The 16,722-nt window shown below is 71.2% G+C and carries 14 protein-coding genes; 8 read left to right on the forward strand and 6 right to left on the reverse strand.

Annotation, left to right across the window (positions count from 1 at the left end; all coding sequences use genetic code 11):
- The first annotated feature begins 100 nt into the window (after positions 1–100).
- Complete coding sequence (gene truA, locus QDS12_RS05215; RefSeq protein ID WP_279877460.1) at positions 101–946, forward strand: tRNA pseudouridine(38-40) synthase TruA; 846 nt, start codon at positions 101–103, stop codon at positions 944–946.
- Entirely contained in the window at positions 939–1,565 is a 627-nt protein-coding gene (locus tag QDS12_RS05220) for a methyltransferase (protein ID WP_279877461.1), read from the forward strand. Before truA ends, QDS12_RS05220 begins: the two co-directional genes overlap by 8 nt.
- Here the strand turns inward: QDS12_RS05220 and QDS12_RS05225 are convergent.
- Both QDS12_RS05225 and QDS12_RS05230 read right to left on the reverse strand, forming a co-directional pair.
- Positions 1,555–2,841 carry a cytochrome P450 gene (locus tag QDS12_RS05225; protein ID WP_279877462.1) on the reverse strand — a complete coding sequence of 429 codons (1,287 nt, stop codon included), beginning with the start codon at positions 2,839–2,841 and terminating at the stop codon, positions 1,555–1,557. The genes QDS12_RS05220 and QDS12_RS05225 overlap by 11 nt on opposite strands.
- Before the next feature lie 71 nt (positions 2,842–2,912).
- Positions 2,913–3,878 carry an alpha/beta hydrolase gene (locus QDS12_RS05230; RefSeq protein WP_279877463.1) on the reverse strand — a complete coding sequence of 322 codons (966 nt, stop codon included), beginning with the start codon at positions 3,876–3,878 and terminating at the stop codon, positions 2,913–2,915.
- A gap of 94 nt (positions 3,879–3,972) precedes the next feature.
- Here QDS12_RS05230 and QDS12_RS05235 point away from each other — a divergent pair, with 94 nt between their 5' ends.
- Both QDS12_RS05235 and QDS12_RS05240 read left to right on the forward strand, forming a co-directional pair.
- A complete protein-coding gene (locus QDS12_RS05235) occupies positions 3,973–5,649 on the forward strand; it encodes an ATP-binding cassette domain-containing protein (protein WP_279877464.1) in 1,677 nt (558 codons plus the stop codon).
- Positions 5,649–6,638 (forward strand): GNAT family N-acetyltransferase, encoded by a 990-nt coding sequence (locus tag QDS12_RS05240; RefSeq protein ID WP_279877466.1) that lies wholly within the window; start codon positions 5,649–5,651, stop codon positions 6,636–6,638. The genes QDS12_RS05235 and QDS12_RS05240 overlap by 1 nt, the downstream gene beginning before the upstream one ends.
- 75 nt (positions 6,639–6,713) lie before the next feature.
- Here QDS12_RS05240 and QDS12_RS05245 read toward each other — a convergent pair whose 3' ends face one another.
- Entirely contained in the window at positions 6,714–8,105 is a 1,392-nt protein-coding gene (locus QDS12_RS05245; protein ID WP_279877467.1) for a trypsin-like peptidase domain-containing protein, read from the reverse strand.
- 64 nt (positions 8,106–8,169) lie between these two features.
- Positions 8,170–8,676, reverse strand: a complete 507-nt coding sequence (locus tag QDS12_RS05250; RefSeq protein ID WP_279877468.1) for a MarR family transcriptional regulator — start codon at positions 8,674–8,676, stop codon at positions 8,170–8,172.
- Between the two features lie 59 nt (positions 8,677–8,735).
- Here QDS12_RS05250 and QDS12_RS05255 point away from each other — a divergent pair, with 59 nt between their 5' ends.
- A complete protein-coding gene (locus QDS12_RS05255; RefSeq protein WP_279877469.1) occupies positions 8,736–11,558 on the forward strand; it encodes a long-chain-fatty-acid--CoA ligase in 2,823 nt (940 codons plus the stop codon).
- Positions 11,559–11,664: 106 nt separating this feature from the next.
- Here QDS12_RS05255 and QDS12_RS05260 read toward each other — a convergent pair whose 3' ends face one another.
- Positions 11,665–12,954, reverse strand: coding sequence for a citrate synthase (locus QDS12_RS05260; RefSeq protein WP_279877471.1), 1,290 nt, complete (start codon positions 12,952–12,954; stop codon positions 11,665–11,667).
- Positions 12,955–13,217: 263 nt separating this feature from the next.
- Here QDS12_RS05260 and rplM point away from each other — a divergent pair, with 263 nt between their 5' ends.
- From rplM to glmM, 3 genes are read left to right on the forward strand one after another with little or no spacing between them, the layout of a single operon-like run.
- Positions 13,218–13,661, forward strand: coding sequence for a 50S ribosomal protein L13 (rplM, locus tag QDS12_RS05265; RefSeq protein WP_279877472.1), 444 nt, complete (start codon positions 13,218–13,220; stop codon positions 13,659–13,661).
- 24 nt (positions 13,662–13,685) lie between these two features.
- Positions 13,686–14,186 carry a 30S ribosomal protein S9 gene (gene rpsI, locus QDS12_RS05270; RefSeq protein WP_279877473.1) on the forward strand — a complete coding sequence of 167 codons (501 nt, stop codon included), beginning with the start codon at positions 13,686–13,688 and terminating at the stop codon, positions 14,184–14,186.
- A 12-nt stretch (positions 14,187–14,198) separates the two neighbouring features.
- Positions 14,199–15,560 (forward strand): phosphoglucosamine mutase, encoded by a 1,362-nt coding sequence (gene glmM, locus QDS12_RS05275; RefSeq protein WP_279877474.1) that lies wholly within the window; start codon positions 14,199–14,201, stop codon positions 15,558–15,560.
- A gap of 119 nt (positions 15,561–15,679) precedes the next feature.
- On the opposite strand, the gene coaA is transcribed toward glmM, so the two are convergent.
- Positions 15,680–16,675 (reverse strand): type I pantothenate kinase, encoded by a 996-nt coding sequence (coaA, locus tag QDS12_RS05280; protein ID WP_279877476.1) that lies wholly within the window; start codon positions 16,673–16,675, stop codon positions 15,680–15,682.
- Positions 16,676–16,722: the final 47 nt, after the last annotated feature.

A 16,722-nucleotide genomic window follows, 5' to 3' on the forward strand; every position in this document is an offset into this window, starting at 1 on the left:
CTCCCACGGGGAGCTCCGCACGGGAAGTGCACATTCGGCTGCATACCTCGACGAACAGCCGCCGCGGGCACGCACCCCGCCGAGTGGAAGGATGACCGCCGTGCGCATCCGGATCGACCTCGCCTACGACGGCACCGACTTCCACGGCTGGGCCGCCCAGCCGGGGCTGCGGACCGTCCAGGGCGAGCTCGAGACGGCGCTGGCGACCGCGTTCCGGCTGCCGGAGGACGAGCGGCTCCGGGTGACCTGCGCGGGCCGCACGGACACCGGCGTCCACGCCCGCGGGCAGGTCGTCCACGTGGACGTCGACGAGGGTGTGGTCGGGGCCAGCGCGGGTCGCTCCCCGCAGCCCCCGCTCGAGGCGCTGGTACGCCGCCTCAACGGCATGCTGCCGGCCGACGTACGCATCCACCGCGCCCGGGCGGCGGCGGCCGGGTTCGACGCCCGCTTCTCGGCGCTGTGGCGCCGCTACGCCTACCGGATCGCGGACACCCCGACGGCGTACGACCCGCTGCGTCGCCACCACGTGCTGCACTGGCCGCGTCCGCTCGATCTGTCGCTGATGAACGCCGCCGCCGCGGACCTGGTCGGCCTGCACGACTTCGCGGGGTTCTGCAAGGCGCGCGAGGGCGCGACGACCATCCGGACGATCCAGACGCTGGTGTGGGAGCGCGACGAGGCCGGGGTGGCCGTCGCCCGCGTGGTCGCCGACGCGTTCTGCCACGGCATGGTGCGCGCGCTCGTCGGCTGCCTGGTCGCGATCGGGGAGGGGCGCAAGGAGATCGGCTGGGCCACCGACGTGCTCGGCCAGCCGGTGCGGACCTCGGCCGTGCACGCCGCGTCGCCGCGCGGCCTCACCCTCGAGGAGGTCGGCTACCCGCCCGACGCCGAGCTCGAGGCGCGCGCCGTGCAGACCCGGGCCAAGCGGGAGGCCGTCGATGACTGACGAGCACGAGCACTACTTCACCGCCGACCCGTCGGTGCCCTTCGAGCGGATCCCGCTGACCGCCGACGTGTGGGGCCGCGAGCTGGAGCTGGTGAGCGGCACTGGCGTCTTCGCCCAGGGCCGCCTCGACATCGGCACCAGCGTGCTGTTCCGCGAGACCGAGCCGCCGGCGCCCGGCCGGATCCTCGACCTGGGCTGCGGGTACGGCGTCATCGGCCTGGCCATCGCCGACCACTGGGCACGGCAGGCGGGACCGGCGGAGGGCTTCGTCACCGGCGTCGACGTCAACGAGCGCGCCGTGCTGCTCGCCAACGAGAACGCCGCGTCCCTGGGGCTGACGAACTACCGCGCGACGACGCCGGCGGAGGCTCTGGCCCAGGGGACGCCCGAGTACGACGAGATCTGGAGCAACCCCCCGATCCGGATCGGCAAGCAGGCGCTGCACGAGCTGCTGCTCACCTGGCTGCCGCGACTGGCCCCCGGCGGCCGGGCCGTCATGGTCGTCGGCAAGAACCTCGGTGGCGACAGCCTGCAGCGGTGGCTGACCGAGCAGGGCTACCCGACGACCCGGTTCGCCAGCGCGAAGGGGTTCCGCGTCCTCGAGACGATCAGGGCCTGAGCCGGACCGGCAGCCTGTCGAGGCTGTAGACGATCGACAGGTCGCGGAAGCCGAGCTCGGAGATGTCGTCGCTGGCCATGGCAAGGTCCGGGAAGCGCGCGGAGAGCCCCGTGAGGGCGGCCCGCAGCTCCATCCGGGCCAGCTCGGCGCCGACGCAGCGGTGCAGGCCGTGGCCGAACGCCAGGTGCTGGGTGCCGGCGTTGCGCAGGTCGAACTGCTCGGGGTGGGGGACGGCCGCGGGGTCGCGATTCGCGCCGTTGAGCGACACGATCACGACGGCGCCCTTCTTCACGTGATGGCCGAACAGGTCGTGGTCCTCGCGGGCGAACCGCGGGAACGCGATCTGCACGGGGCAGAGGTAGCGCAGCAGCTCCTCGACGACCAGGTCGACCTGCCCCCGGTCACCGGAGCGCAGGGCCGTGTAGGCGCTCGGCTGCCGCAGCAGCACGTAGGTGCCCATCGAGAGCATCGACGCGGAGGTCTCGTAGCCGCCCAGGAAGACGCCGTCGACGAGCCCGCCCAGCTCCACGTCGTCGTACTCGTGGCCCTTGGTGCGGATGAGCTCGCCGATGAGCCCCTCGCCGGGGTCCGTGCGCTGCTGGCGCACGGTCTCGATGAGGAAGCGTCGGGTCTCGGTCGCGGCCCCGAACGACGCAGCGCCGCCCTTGCTCACGTCGAAGCGGGCGACCCCGAGCCCGTGGAACTCGTCGCGCACCTCCTCGGGCATGCCGAGCAGCTCGCAGATCACGCGGAACGGGATCTCAAAGCCGAAGCGCTGCACCAGGTCGACGACCGGGCCGCTCGCCTCCATCTCGTCGAGCGCGTCGGAGACGATCCGATCGATCATCTCGTCCAGCCGGCGGAGCCGGCGCATCGTGAACTCGGGGGTCAGCAGACCGCGCAGGCGGCTGTGGTCGGGCGGGTCGGTCATCCCGAGGCCGCCGATGCCCTCCGCGCCGGTGCGCGCGCCGAGCAGGTGCCGCATGTCGTTCGAGTACGACGTCGCGTCGGCGAGCACCTGCCGGGACTCGGCGTGCCCGGTGACGAGGAAGATGTCCAGCCCGAGCACGTTGCCCAGCAGCGTGACCGGGTCCTGGGCCCGCTGCTCGGCCAGCTGCGGCACGGGATCGACCGCGTGCCGGCGGAGCGGGTAGGTGAGGTGCTCGGGCACCTTCTTGAGCGTGGTGATGTCCGGCAGCGGTGACGCCTGCCGGCGCATGGCCAACCGGAGGACGCCGCGCCGGAGCGGAGCGGGCATCCACGACATCGAGGTCATGGGCAGCAGTTTGCTCGACCTGCCTGAGAAATGTGCATAGGGGTCCACCCTGAACGACCCCGTGTCCGGTCTCAGGCGTGCAGGACGGTGCGGAACAGGGCACAGGTCTCCTCGATGGCGGCCTGCGCGGCACGCGAGTAGCGGCCCATGTCGACGAAGCCGTGGATCAGGCCCGGGTAGGTCCGCAGCTCGACCGGGACACCCGCGCCCTCGAGCTGCCGCGCGTACGCCGCCCCGGCGTCGCGCAGCGGGTCGAACTGCCCCACCACGACCACGGCAGGCGCGACGCCGGTGACGTCCCCGCGCGCGGGCGAGAGCCGGGGGTCGGCGGGGTCGGCGTCGCCGAGGTACTGCTCGAGGAACCAGGCCATGGTCGGGGCGTCGAGGAAGTACCCCTCGGCGTTCTCGGTGCGGCTCGGGTGGTCGGTGAGCACGTCGGTCGCGGGGTAGATGAGCAGCTGGCCGGCGAGCGTCGTGCCCTCGTCGCGGAGCGTCTGCGCGACGACGGCAGCGAGGTTGCCCCCGGCGCTGTCACCGCCCACGGCGACGACAGGCGTCCCACCGAGCCCGGCGGACGGGTCGGCGGCCCGTTCGGCCACCCAGCGGGTGGCGGCCTCGGCGTCGTCGACGGCGGCGGGGAACCGGTGCTCCGGCGCCAGCCGGTAGTCGACGCTGACCACGACGGCGTCGCAGTCGCGGGCGAGCGTGCGGCAGGTGAGGTCGTGGGTGTCGAGGTCGCCGATCACCCAGCCGCCGCCGTGGAAGAACACCAGGGTCGGCAGGTCGCCGGCCCGGGGCCGGTAGACGCGGGCCGGGAGGTCGCCGGCCGGTCCCGGGATCGCGAGCTCGGACACCGTCGCCATCTCCGGCAGCAGGGCTGGGTCGCGCAGGTCGACGGCCAGCGTCCGGAACCCGGCCCGCGCGTCCGCGGGCGTCTCCTGCCACATCGGCGGGTGGCCGGCCTCGGCAAGGAAGCCCAGCAGCGCGGCGAGCTCCGGATCGAGGGCGGGGTCCAGGGCGGGCGTGGTGTCGGTCACGGCTGACAGTAAAGGGCGCCTGGACGGCGCGGACAAGGACGCGGGCGCGAAAACCCGGTGCCGGGTGAGGGCTCGCGGGGGAGGATGTCCCCTCGTGGGACATGTCGACGTCGCGAACGTGCGTTACGAGCTGCCGGACGGCCGGGTGCTCCTCGACGACGTCTCCTTCCGCGTGGGCGAGGGCGCCAAGGTCGCCCTGGTCGGCGCCAACGGCGCGGGCAAGACCACGCTGCTGCGGATCATCACCGGCGACGTCGTACCGACCGGGGGCGTCGTCACGAGGTCGGGCGGACTCGGCGTCATGCGGCAGAAGGTCGGCGAGGGCGCGACCACGGTGGGCGAGCTGTTGCTGAGCGTCGCCCCCGCCCGGATCCGGACGGCGTCCGCCGACGTCGACGCCTGCGAGCTCGCGCTGATGGACGACGACGACGAGCGCACGCAGCTGCGCTACGCCGAGGCGCTCGCCGAGTACGCCGACGCGGGCGGCTACGACCTCGAGGTCACCTGGGACGTCTGCACGATGGCGGCCCTCGCGCTGCCCTACGACCGGGCGCGGTACCGCTCGCTCGGCACGCTGTCGGGCGGCGAGCAGAAGCGCCTCGTCCTGGAGTACCTCCTGCGCGGCCCGGACGAGGTCCTCCTCCTCGACGAGCCCGACAACTTCCTCGACGTACCGGGCAAGATCTGGCTCGAGGAGCGGATCCGGGAGTCGCCCAAGACGATCCTCTACATCAGCCACGACCGCGAGCTCCTCGCGAACACCGCCACCCGCGTGGTCACCGTCGAGCTCGGCCACGCCGGCAACCTCGTGTGGACCCACCCCGGTGGCTTCGCGAGCTATCACGCGGCGCGCCGCGACCGGTTCGCCCGCTTCGAGGAGCTCCGCAGGCGCTGGGACGAGGAGCACGCCAAGCTCAAGGCGCTCGTCCTGATGTACAAGCAGAAGGCCGCCTACAACGACGGGTTGGCCAGCCAGTACAAGGCCGCGCAGACGCGGCTCCGGAAGTTCGAGGAGGCCGGGCCGCCGACCGAGCAGCCCCGCGAGCAGCAGGTCACCATGCGGCTGACCGGCGGCCGCACGGGCAAGCGGGCCGTGGTCTGCGAGGGGCTCGAGCTGACCGGTCTCATGAGGCCGTTCGACCTCGAGGTCTGGTACGGCGAGCGGGTGGCCGTCCTCGGCTCCAACGGCTCGGGCAAGTCCCACTTCCTCCGGTTGCTCGCCGCCGGCGGGAGCCGACCCGACAAGGAGCACGAGCCGGTGGGCGACGGCGACATCGCGCCCGTGCGGCACCGCGGCATGGCGAAGCTCGGCGCCCGGGTGCGCCCGGGCTGGTTCGTCCAGACCCACGAGCACCCCGAGCTGCTCGGGCGGACGTTGCTCGAGATCCTCCACCGCGGCGACGAGCACCGGGAGGGCATGGGCCGCGAGCAGGCGAGCCGCGTGCTCGACCGCTACGAGCTGTCGGCCAGCGCCGAGCAGCGCTTCGAGTCGCTGAGCGGCGGCCAGCAGGCGCGCTTCCAGATCCTGCTGCTCGAGCTCTCGGGCGCGACGCTGCTGCTGCTCGACGAGCCGACCGACAACCTCGACGTGCAGTCGGCCGAGGCTCTCGAGGACGGCCTCCGGTCGTTCGAGGGCACCGTCCTGGCGGTCACCCACGACCGTTGGTTCACCCGCGACTTCGACCGCTTCCTCGTCTACGGGGCCGACGGCACCGTCTATGAGGCACCCGAGCCGGTCTGGGACGAGGGCCGCGTGGAGCGGGTGCGCTGATGGGGATCGTCCGGGTCGAGCCCGACGCACAGCTCTTCGACGAGTGGTACGACGTCTACCGACTCGCCCACGTGCACGGCCGGGAGGCGACGGCCCTGCCGTTCTCGCGCCGCGAGATCCGCGCGATGCTGGGCGTGCCGCTGCCGCGGTCGGAGCAGCGCGTCTACGCGGTGCTCGACGACGGCGCCGTCGTCGGCGGCGGCTGGCTCTATCTGCACCTGGTCGACAACACCAACCGGGCCGAGCTCGAGGTGTGGACCTATCCCGAGCACGCACGACGCGGCCACGGCTCGCGGATGCTCGCGCACCTGGAGCAGGTGGCCGTCGCGGAGGGCCGCTCGGTCCTCGGCGCGGAGGTGCCGTGGGTCCTGGACAGCGAGGAGCCGGTCGGCTGCCGGTCGGCGTTCATGCTGGCGCACGGCTACGCGAACGTGCTCTCCGACGTCCAGCGCCGGTTGACGCTGCCGGTGGCCGACGACGCGCTCGCCGCGTTGATGCCGGAGGTCGACGGCTACACGCTGCGCACCTGGACCGGCTCGGTCCCTGAGGAGCTGGTGGCCGAGTGGGCCGACGTGGTCGCGAGTCTCGAGACCGAGGCGCCGATGGGCGACCTCGACTACGAGGAGGTCACGCCCGACGTCGAGGAGATCCGCGCGGAGGAGCGGCTGGCCCACGCGCAGGGCCGGGTGAGCGTCGCCGCGGTCGCGGTTCGGCCCGACGGCCGGCTGGCGGCGTACTCCCAGATCTACGTCGCCGCCGACGATCCGATCGCCTACCAGTGGGGGACGCTGGTCCGCCGTGAGGACCGCGGTCACCGTCTCGGCCTGGCGGTGAAGGTCGCGAACCTCCGCCTGCTGCAGGCGCGCTTCCCGCGGGTGACCAGCGTGTCGACCTACAACGCCGCGTCGAACGTCCACATGATCGCGGTCAACGAGGCTGTCGGCTTCGTGCCGACCGAGCGCCTGGGCGAGTTCCAGAAGCACCTGTGACGAGCGGGACCCCGCGGCCCGGGGGTCACGGGAAGCCGCGGGGTCACGCCCATCCAAGGAGGGGACAGAAAGCTTCTAGGACTTGGTCGAGCCCTCGTCGGAGTCGAGGGTGACGTGGACGGTGTGCGTCTTGCCGTCGCGGGTGTAGGTGACGGACACCTTGTCGCCGGGGCGGTAGGAGCGGACGGTCGCGACCAGGGAGTCGGAGCCCACGATCAGCTGGTCGTCGACCTTGGTGATGATGTCGCCGGCCTTGATGCCGGCCTTCTGGGCCGTCGAGCCGCTGCCGACCTCGCGGACCTCGGCGCCGTTGGTGGTGAACGGCGAGGTGCTGCCCTGGTCCGGCTGCTGCTGCTGTTGCTGCTGGCCGAACGGGTCGAACGGGCTGCCCTGGTCCGGCTGCTGCTGCTGGCTCTGCTGCGATGCGCCGACGTCCTGGACCGTGATGCCGAGGCGGGCGTGGGTCGGGGTCTCGCCCTTGATCATCTGCTCGATGACGGGCTTGACCTCGTCCATCGGGATCGCGAAGCCGAGGCCGATGGAGCCGGCCTCGCCCGACGACGTGTCGGTGGTGCTCCGGATCGAGGCGTTGATGCCGACGACCTTGCCGCTCATGTCGACCAGCGGGCCACCGGAGTTGCCGGGGTTGATCGCCGCGTCGGTCTGGATGGCCGGGTAGACGGTCGCGTTGTTGGAGCTGTCGCTGCCGACGTTGACCGGACGGTTGAGCGCACTCACGATGCCCGAGGTCACGGTCGAGTCGAGGCCGAACGGCGAGCCGATCGCGACGACGCTCTGACCGACCGCGAGGTCGTTCGAGTTGCCGATCGACGCGGCCTTCAGGTTCGAGACGTTCTGCGCCTTGATGATCGCGGTGTCGGTGAGCGGGTCGGTGCCGACGATCTTCGCGTCGGCCGAGGTGCCGTCGTTGAAGTCGACCCGGATCTTGCCGCTCTGGCCGGCGACCTCGACCACGTGGTTGTTGGTCAGGATGGTGCCGTCGCTGGTGAGGATGATGCCGGAGCCCGAGCCGGACTCCTGGGAGCCGGCGACCTCGATCTTGACGACCGAGGGGAGCACCGACTGGGCCACCGCCTGCACGCTGCCCGAGGGGGCGGTCGCCTTGGTCGAGGTGCCCGAGCTGCCGGAGCCGGAGAAGATGCTCGACGTCGACGAGTCGTCGTGGGTGTTGTTCCAGAGCGCCGCGCCGCCGTAGCCGGCACCGCCGCCGACGACCAGCGCCAGCGCCGCGAGGCCACCGATCAGGCCGGCACGCCCGCGCCGGCGGGGAGTGGGCTCGCTGACCGGAGCGGTCGTCGTCTGGTCTCCGAAGAACCAGGGGTTGCCCGAGGGGGGCGGCCCTGAGGGGCCGGGGTAGCCGCCGGCCCCGGAGGAGGTGGGGTACGGCTGCGTGAACTGCTGCGTCGGCTCGGAGGCGCCGGCCGGCTGCTCGGGCTCGTTGGTCATGCCTTCACTGTGCCCGGCGACCCTGTGACCACGCTGAGACCTCTCTAGGTGCCCGGGAAGAGTGTCACTCCTCGAGACGGAGGGTGAGCTTCTTGAGCAGGCGGGCGAGCTCGGTGCGCTCCTGGGTGGAGAGCTCGCCGATGAGCTCGTCCTCCGCGCGGCCCCGCAGGTCCATCGCCCGGCGCCACACCTCGACGCCGGCCTTGGTCGCCTCGACCTGCACGCGGCGACGGTCCTCGGCCGACGTACGTCGCTGGATCCAGCCGGCCCGCTCGAGGGAGTCCAGCCGCCCGGTCATGCCGGCGTTGCTGATGCCGAGGTCCTCGGCGAGGTCGGACGGCGTGGCCTGTCCCGGGGTGTCGCGGATCAGCAGCAGGTGGAGGGTGTCGTACTCGGACTCCTGCAGCCCCGCCGCCTCGACAGCCTCCTGCTTGGACTTCCGGAAGTAGCGCACGATCCGGCTGATCCGCACGATGATCGCCTCGACGTCGTCGTCGAACGCGACGTCGATCCAGTGGTCGCGCCAGCGGGCGACGTGCCGGTCCGCCCAGTCGTCGCGCTCGGGTGCCATGCCCCCATCCTAGAGATAATTCGTTGACGAACCTTTCGCTGACGAACTAACTTGCCTCCGTGTCCATCAGCGCGACCACCACGGCGGCACGCCGGCCGGGGCCCCTGCGCCACCGCAACTTCCGCCTGCTCGTCGCCGGCGCCGCCGTCAGCGCGCTCGGCAACGCGATCACGCCGGTCGCCCTCGCGTTCGCCGTGCTCGACCTCGGCGGCTCCGCGTCGGAGCTCGGCATCGTCGAGGCGGCGTTCGCGGGAGCCGAGGTCGTCACGACGCTGCTCGGTGGCGTGCTGGGCGACCGGGTGTCGCGCAAGCTGATGATGGAGGGGTCGGCAGCAGCGAGCGCGGTCGTGCAGGTCGGCCTGGCGCTGACCCTCATCGGCGGCGTCGCCACCATCCCGCTGCTGACGGTGCTGGGAATGCTGACCGGTGTCCTCTCCGCGCTCAACCAGCCGTCCTCGCAGGCGATGACCCGGCTGACGGTGCCGCCGGAGGACCTCCCGGCCGCGGTCGCGCTCCGGCCGCTCGCGCAGCAGCTCGCCATGGTCGTCGGCGCCGTCGTCGGCGGTGTTCTGGTCGCCGGTGTCGGCACGGGCTGGGCGGTGCTGGTCGACGCCGCCACGTTCGCCTTCGCCGCGCTCTGCTTCTCCCGGCTGCGGATCGCCCACACGAGGCCCGACGGTCCCCGAGCGTCGATGCTGAGCGACCTCGGCGACGGCGCCCGCGAGGTCTTCCGCCACACGTGGCTGTGGTTCCTCATCGTCCAAGCACTCGTCTACCACCTGTTCTACGGCGGCGCTCAGGGCGTGCTCGGGCCCGTCGTCGTCGGCGACGGCATCAGCCGCAGCGCCTGGGGGGCCGCGCTCGGCTGCATGATGGCGGGCTTCGTCGTCGGCGGCCTGGTCTGCCTGCGCTGGCGGCCGCGCCGGGCGCTCTTCGCGGGAGCGATCCTGCTGACGATGACGTCCCTCTTCCCGCTGGCCATGGCGCTGTCGGACCAGCCGCCGGTCATCTGGGCCGGAGCCTTCCTGCACGGCTTCGGGCTGTCGATCTTCTCGGTCTTCTGGGACCTCTCGATCCAGCAGAACGTGCCTGAGGACAAGCTCTCGCGCGTCTACTCGTTCGACATCGTCGGCTCGTTCGTGGCACGCCCCATCGGCCTGGCGCTCACCGGACCGGTCGCTGAGGCCGTCGGCTTCCGCAACTGGCTGCTCGTCGTCGCCGGGGTCCTGTTCGTGGTCGAGGTCGCGGCCCTCTTCTCACGGGAGGTGCGGTCGCTCGAGGTGAGGACCTTGCGACGTCCGTGTGAGGTGGGCCACACTCGCGCCATGACAGCCCCCGAACCACAGTTCGTCGACGACCGGCTCGCCCACTGGGCGAGCGTCAACCCGGACGGAGACTGCCTCACCTACGGCCAGCGGACCTGGACCTGGGCGCAGTTCGACGACCGCGTACGGCGAGTGGCCGGCGGCCTGCGCGACCTCGGCGTCGGGCGGGGCGACGTGGTGGCCTTCCTCGACAAGAACCACCCGGCCTGCGTGGAGCTCAGCCTGGGCGCCGGCCTGCTCGGTGCCGCCAACGCGGTCGTCAACTGGCGACTCGCGGGCGAGGAGGTCGGGTTCACGCTCAACGACTGCGGCGCCACCGTCCTGGTCGTCGGCAGCGAGCTGATGCCGGCGATCGAGGCGATCCGCGGCGAGCTGCCGAAGGTCGAGGCGGTCCTCGAGGTGACCGTCGACGGGGCCGAGGGCGACCCCTACGAGACCTGGCTGGCCGCGTCGGTGCCGGTCGACCGCGACCCCGCCGTCACGCCTGACGACACCTGTCTGGTGCTCTACTCCAGCGGGACGACCGGGCGGCCGAAGGGCGTCATGCTGACGCACCGCAACTTCGTCCGGCACACGATCGCCTCCCACGACGGCTGGGAGTTCGAGCCCGGCGACAAGAACCTGGTCGCGATGCCGCTCTTCCACGTCGGCGGGTCGTCGTACGTCCTCTTCGGGCTGCACGACGGCATCCCCAGCATCATGACGCGCGAGCCGGACGGCCTCTCGCTCGCGACGGCGATCATGCAGGGCGCGAACCGGATGTTCCTGGTGCCCGCCGTGCTGGCCCAGGTCATCCAGTCGGGCCAGCAGGGGATCGACATGTTCGGCAAGCTCAAGAGCTTCACCTACGGCGCCTCGCCGATGCCGCCGCCGCTGCTGCGCGCCGCGATGAAGACCTGGCCGGACATGGACCTCATGCAGGTCTACGGGCTCACCGAGGTGTGCGGCGTCGCCACCCACCTGTTGCCCGACGAGCACCGTCAGGCCGAGGCCGAGGGGCACCCGGAGCGGCTGCTGAGCGCCGGGCGGGCGATCCCGGGCATGGAGGTCCGCATCGTCGACACGGTGACCCTCGAGGACGCTCCGACGGGGGAGCCGGGTGAGATCTGGCTTCGCTCCGAGCAGGTCATGAAGGGCTTCCTCGGACGGCCCGAGGAGACCGCGAAGGTGCTCACCGAGGACGGCTGGTTCCGGACGGGTGACATCGGGCGGATCGACGCGGACGGCTTCGTCTACGTGGAGGACCGGCTCAAGGACATGATCATCAGCGGCGGCGAGAACATCTACTCGCCCGAGGTCGAGCGCGTCCTGGCCGAGCACCCGGCCGTGCTCGAGTGCGCGGTGGTCGGCGTCCCCGACGAGCGGTGGGGCGAGACGGTACGGGCCTACGTCGCCCTCAAGCCGGACCTGGCCGCCACCGGGTCCGACATCATCGAGTTCTGCCGCGAGCGGCTGGCGCGCTACAAGTGCCCGAGCTCGGTGGTCGTCCTCGACGCGCTGCCGCGCAACCCGACCGGGAAGATCCTCAAGCGCGACCTGCGGTCCTCGGTCCTCTGAACGCGTCGAGACCCGGGTTCGCGCCCCTCGAGATCCGGATCGCCGCCCTCGTGGGGGCAGCAATCCGGGTCTCGACGGGCGAGAACCCGGGTCTCGATGAAGGAGGTCAGGCCCAGCGCTGCGAGGCCGGGGTGTAGGTGAGCTCGCGGGCGCCCGTGTAGATCTGCTTGGGGCGGGCGATCTTCTGCTCCTTGTCCTGGGTGAGCTCGAGCCACTGCGCGAGCCAGCCCGGGGTGCGGCCGATGGCGAAGAGCACGGTGAACATCTCCGGCGGGAACTGCAGCGCCTCGTAGATGAGGCCGGAGTAGAAGTCCACGTTGGGGTAGAGCTTGCGCTTGACGAAGTACTCGTCCTCGAGCGCGATCTTCTCCAGCTCCTGGGCGACCTCGAGGAGCGGGTTGACCCCGGTGACCTCGAAGACGTCGTCGCAGGCCTTCTTGATGATCTTGGCGCGCGGGTCGTAGTTCTTGTAGACCCGGTGACCGAAGCCCATCAGGCGCTCGTCGCCGTTCTTCACGCCCTCGATGAAGGCGGGGATCTCGGACTTCGAGCCGATGCGGCGCAGCATCCGGAGCACCGACTCGTTGGCGCCGCCGTGCAGCGGGCCGTAGAGCGCCCCGACGCCGGCCGCGACCGCCGAGTAGGGGTCGACCTGCGTCGAGCCGACGGAGCGGACCGCGTTGGCCGAGGCGTTCTGCTCGTGGTCGGCGTGCAGGATGAAGAGCGTGTCGAGCGCCTTGACGATGCGCTCGTCGGCGGCGTACTTCGGCTCGCTCATCTTGAAGAGCATGGAGAGGAAGTTCTCCGTGTAGGACAGCTCGTTGTCCGGGTAGACGTAGGGCTTGCCCTGCGCGTGCCGGAAGGACCAGGCGCCGAGGGTCGGCATCTTCGCGATCATGCGGATGATCTGGATCGTCCGGTTGTCGGCGTCGCTGATGTTGCGCGACTCGGGGTAGAACGTCGAGAGGGCCCCCACCGACGCCATCAGCATCCCCATCGGGTGCGCGTCGTAGCGGAAGCCCTCCATGAAGCCCTTGACGTTCTCGTGGACGAACGTGTGGTAGGTGATGTTGTGCACCCACTGGTCGTACTCGTCCTTCGACGGGAGCGACCCGTGCACGAGCAGGTAGGCGACCTCGAGGAAGTTCGACTGCTCGGCCAGCTGCTCGATCGGGTAGCCGCGGTACTCCAGGACGCCCTTGTCACCGTCGATGTAGGTGACCGAGCTCCGGCAGGAGGCGGTGTTGACGAACCCGGGGTCGTACACGGCCAGGCCCGGCTGGTCCTCGCCGGCCTTGATCTTGCCGATGTCGGCGGCCTTGATGGTGCCGTCGACGATCGGTACGTCGTACTCCTGTCCGGTGCGGTTGTCGCGGACGGTGAGAGAATCTGTCACGCCCTCACGTTAGCCGCCACGGTTTGCATCGGGTAAGCCGGTGCCCGTCAACTGAGAGGACCCAGGCGGCATCCGCCGTTTTGACCGGTCGTACGGCGGACCGTAGCCTTGTTCGGTCGTGACTCCTGCCGCTCCCCGGCCACCCACGGTCGAGGGGCAGTCCCGGACAGCTTGCTGAGCCGGGCCGTGTTCGTCAGAAGCCACGAGACGCACCACCTCCCCGGCAGCCGTCGGGGAGGACCAACGAACGAATGAGGCACATCGTGGGCACCTATGCTCCGAAGCCGGGCGACATCGAGCGCGCCTGGCACGTGATCGACGCGACCGACGTCCGTCTCGGCCGTCTGTCGGTTCAGGTCGCGAACCTGCTCCGCGGCAAGCACAAGGCGATCTTCGCCCCCAACGCCGACACCGGTGACTTCGTCATCGTCATCAACGCCGAGAAGGTCTCCCTCTCCGGCACCAAGCGGACCACCAAGTTCGCGTACCGCCACTCCGGTTACCCGGGCGGTCTGACGGCCACCCCGATCGGCGAGGTCCTCGACTCGGACGCTCGCAAGGCGATCGAGAAGGCCGTGTGGGGCATGCTCCCGAAGAACAAGCTCGGTCGGCAGATGCTGAAGAAGCTCAAGGTCTACTCCGGCCCGACGCACCCCCACCAGGCTCAGAAGGCCGTCCCGTTCGAGATCAAGCAGATCTCCCAGTAATCGCCGAGGCATAAGGAACTTTTCGTGTCTGAGAACAACGCTGAGGTCGAGGAGACCTTCACGACCGACGAGCAGGGCGTCGCTTACACCTCTGAGAGCGCCCCGTCCGCCGACACCCCGGCCCGCCCGGCGACCATCGCGCCGGCCGGCGCCACCGGTCGCCGCAAGGAGGCCGTCGCCCGCGTCCGCATCGTGCCGGGCACCGGCGTGTGGACCATCAACGGCCGTGCGCTCGAGGAGTACTTCCCGAACGCGCTGCACCGCCAGGTCGCTGCCGAGCCCTTCGCGGCGCTGCAGCTCGAGGGCCGCTTCGACGTCATCGCCCGCATCCACGGCGGCGGCATCACCGGCCAGGCCGGTGCGCTGCGCCTGGGCGTGGCCCGCGCGCTGAACGCGGTCGACGTCGAGGCCAACCGCCCGACCCTGAAGAAGGCCGGCCTGCTCACCCGCGACGCCCGCGTCGTGGAGCGCAAGAAGGCCGGTCTCAAGAAGGCCCGCAAGGCCTCGCAGTTCAGCAAGCGCTGATCTTCGGCCTGCATGGCTCGCCTTTTCGGCACGGACGGGGTCCGGGGCCTGGCGAACGGTGAGACGCTCACCGCTTCGCTGGCCCTGGACCTCGCCGTTTCAGCAGCTCGGGTGCTCGCCGACACCGGCCAGTTCGAGGGGCACCGTCCCTTCGCCGTGGTCGGCCGCGACCCCCGCATCTCGGGTCACTTCCTCGAGGCCGCCGTCGCGGCGGGCCTCGCCTCCGCCGGCGTCGACGTCGTCGACCTCGGCGTGATCCCGACGCCCGGCATCGCCTACCTCACCGGTGAGCTCGGCGCGGACCTCGGCGTCGTCATCACCGCCTCGCACAACCCGATGCCGGACAACGGCATCAAGTTCCTGGCGCGCGGTGGGCACAAGCTCGACGACGCGCTCGAGGACGCCATCGAGTCGCGTCTCGGCGAGGCGTTCGAGCGGCCGACCGGCGCCGCGGTGGGACGCATCAGCTTCCGCTCGACCGCCGTCGAGGAGTACGCCGCCCACCTGGCCACCACGCTCGAGCCCGGCTCTGGCGTCGGATCGCTGTCCGGCCTCACGGTCGTGCTCGACTGCGCCCAGGGCGCGGCCTCCGTCGCGGGTCCGCGCGCCTTCGAGAAGCTCGGCGCGACGGTCATCGCGATCAACAACACGCCGAGCGGCGACGACATCAACGACGGCTGCGGGTCCACGCACCCCGAGCAGCTCCAGAAGGCGGTCCTCGAGCACGACGCCGACGCCGGCTTCGCGTTCGACGGCGACGCCGACCGCTGCCTGGCCGTCGACGCCTTGGGCAGCCTCGTCGACGGGGACCAGATCATGGCGGTCCTCGCGCTCGCCATGCGCGACGCCGGCCGGCTGACCGCCTCGACCCTGGTCGCCACCGTCATGAGCAACCTCGGGCTCCGGCAGGCGATGGCGGCTGCGGGCATCGAGCTGCGGACCACGGCCGTCGGCGACCGCTACGTGCTCGAGGAGATGCGTGCCGGTGGGTTCTCGCTCGGCGGGGAGCAGTCCGGTCACGTGATCATGAGCGAGTTCGCGACCACTGGCGACGGCATCCTCACCGCCCTGCAGGTCGCCCACCGGATGATGGTGACCGGGCAGTCCCTGGAGTCGCTCGCGTCGGTCGTCACCCGCTTCCCGCAGGTGCTGGTCAACGTCCCGGGCGTCGACAAGAACCGCTGCGACGACGCCGAGCTCCTCGCCGCGGTCGCCGCCGAGGAGACCTCGCTCGGTGACGCCGGGCGGGTGCTGCTGCGACCGTCAGGCACCGAGCCGCTCGTCCGCGTGATGGTCGAGGCGCCGACCGTCGACCACGCGACCGCTGTCGCCGACCGGCTCGCGGCCGTCGTACGGGCTCGGCTGTCGCTGTAGGTCTCGCGACGGGTCTCGATACGCTCGCTGGCGCTCGCTACTCGACCGACGACTTCGCTGGTCGAGTAGCCCTCGCGAGGAACGAGCGAGGGCGTATCGAGACCAGCCCCTCCGCGGGGTCAGATCTTGCGCAACCGCACGTAGCGGACCGAGTGGTCCTTGTCCTTGCGCAGCACCAGCGTCGCGCGGGAGCGGGTGGGCAGGATGTTCTGCTGCAGGTTCGGGCCGTTGATGGAGTCCCAGATCCGTTCGGCCTCCGCGATCGCCTCGTCGTGGGTGAGCGCCGCGTACTTGCGGAAGTAGGAGTCCGGGTCGCGGAAGGCGGTCTCGCGCAGCCGCAGGAAGCGGTCGACGTACCACTGCCGGATGTGCGACGTGCCTGCGTCGACGTAGACGGAGAAGTCGAAGAAGTCGGACAGGCCCAGGCTGGTGCGGCCGTCGTCGCGGGCCCGCGCCGGCTGGAGCACGTTGAGTCCCTCGATGATGACGATGTCGGGGGACTTGATGACGACCTTCTCATCCGGCACGACGTCGTAGACGAGGTGCGAGTACGTCGGCGCCTCGACCTCCTCCTTGCCGGACTTGATGTCGACGACCAGCTTGAGCAGTGCGCGGCGGTCGTAGGACTCCGGGAAGCCCTTGCGCTCCATGAGGCCGCGGCGGGCGAGCTCCGCGTTGGGGTAGAGGAAGCCGTCGGTCGTGATCAGCGCGACGTTGGGGTGCTCCGGCCAGTGCGCGAGCATCTGCTGCAGCACCCGGGCGGTCGTCGACTTGCCCACGGCCACCGAGCCGGCGAGCCCGATCACGAACGGGGTGCGCGGGGGAGTGCGCTGGTGCAGGAAGGCCTCCTGCTCGCGGTGCAGCGTGCCGGCCGCCGAGACGTAGAGGGACAGCAGCCGGCTGAGCGGGAGGTAGACCTCGGCGACCTCGGTCAGGTCGATGTTGTCGCCCAGACCGCGCAGCCGCTCGAGCTCGTCGGCGGCGAGCGGGCTGACGGTCTCGTTCGCCAGCTCGGCCCAGGCCTCGCGGCTCAGCTCGAGATAGGGCGACGCCTCGCCGTCGTGGGTGCCGTTGCCGTGCGACGGTCCGTCGGGCTGGGCCTCGGTCGAGGTCATGAACGGTCATTGTTCCAGTCGTGATGCCAGGGCCGTGGTCGCCCCCC

Source organism: Nocardioides sp. CER19, from assembly GCF_029846275.1.
In the GTDB taxonomy this organism is placed as follows: domain Bacteria; phylum Actinomycetota; class Actinomycetes; order Propionibacteriales; family Nocardioidaceae; genus Nocardioides.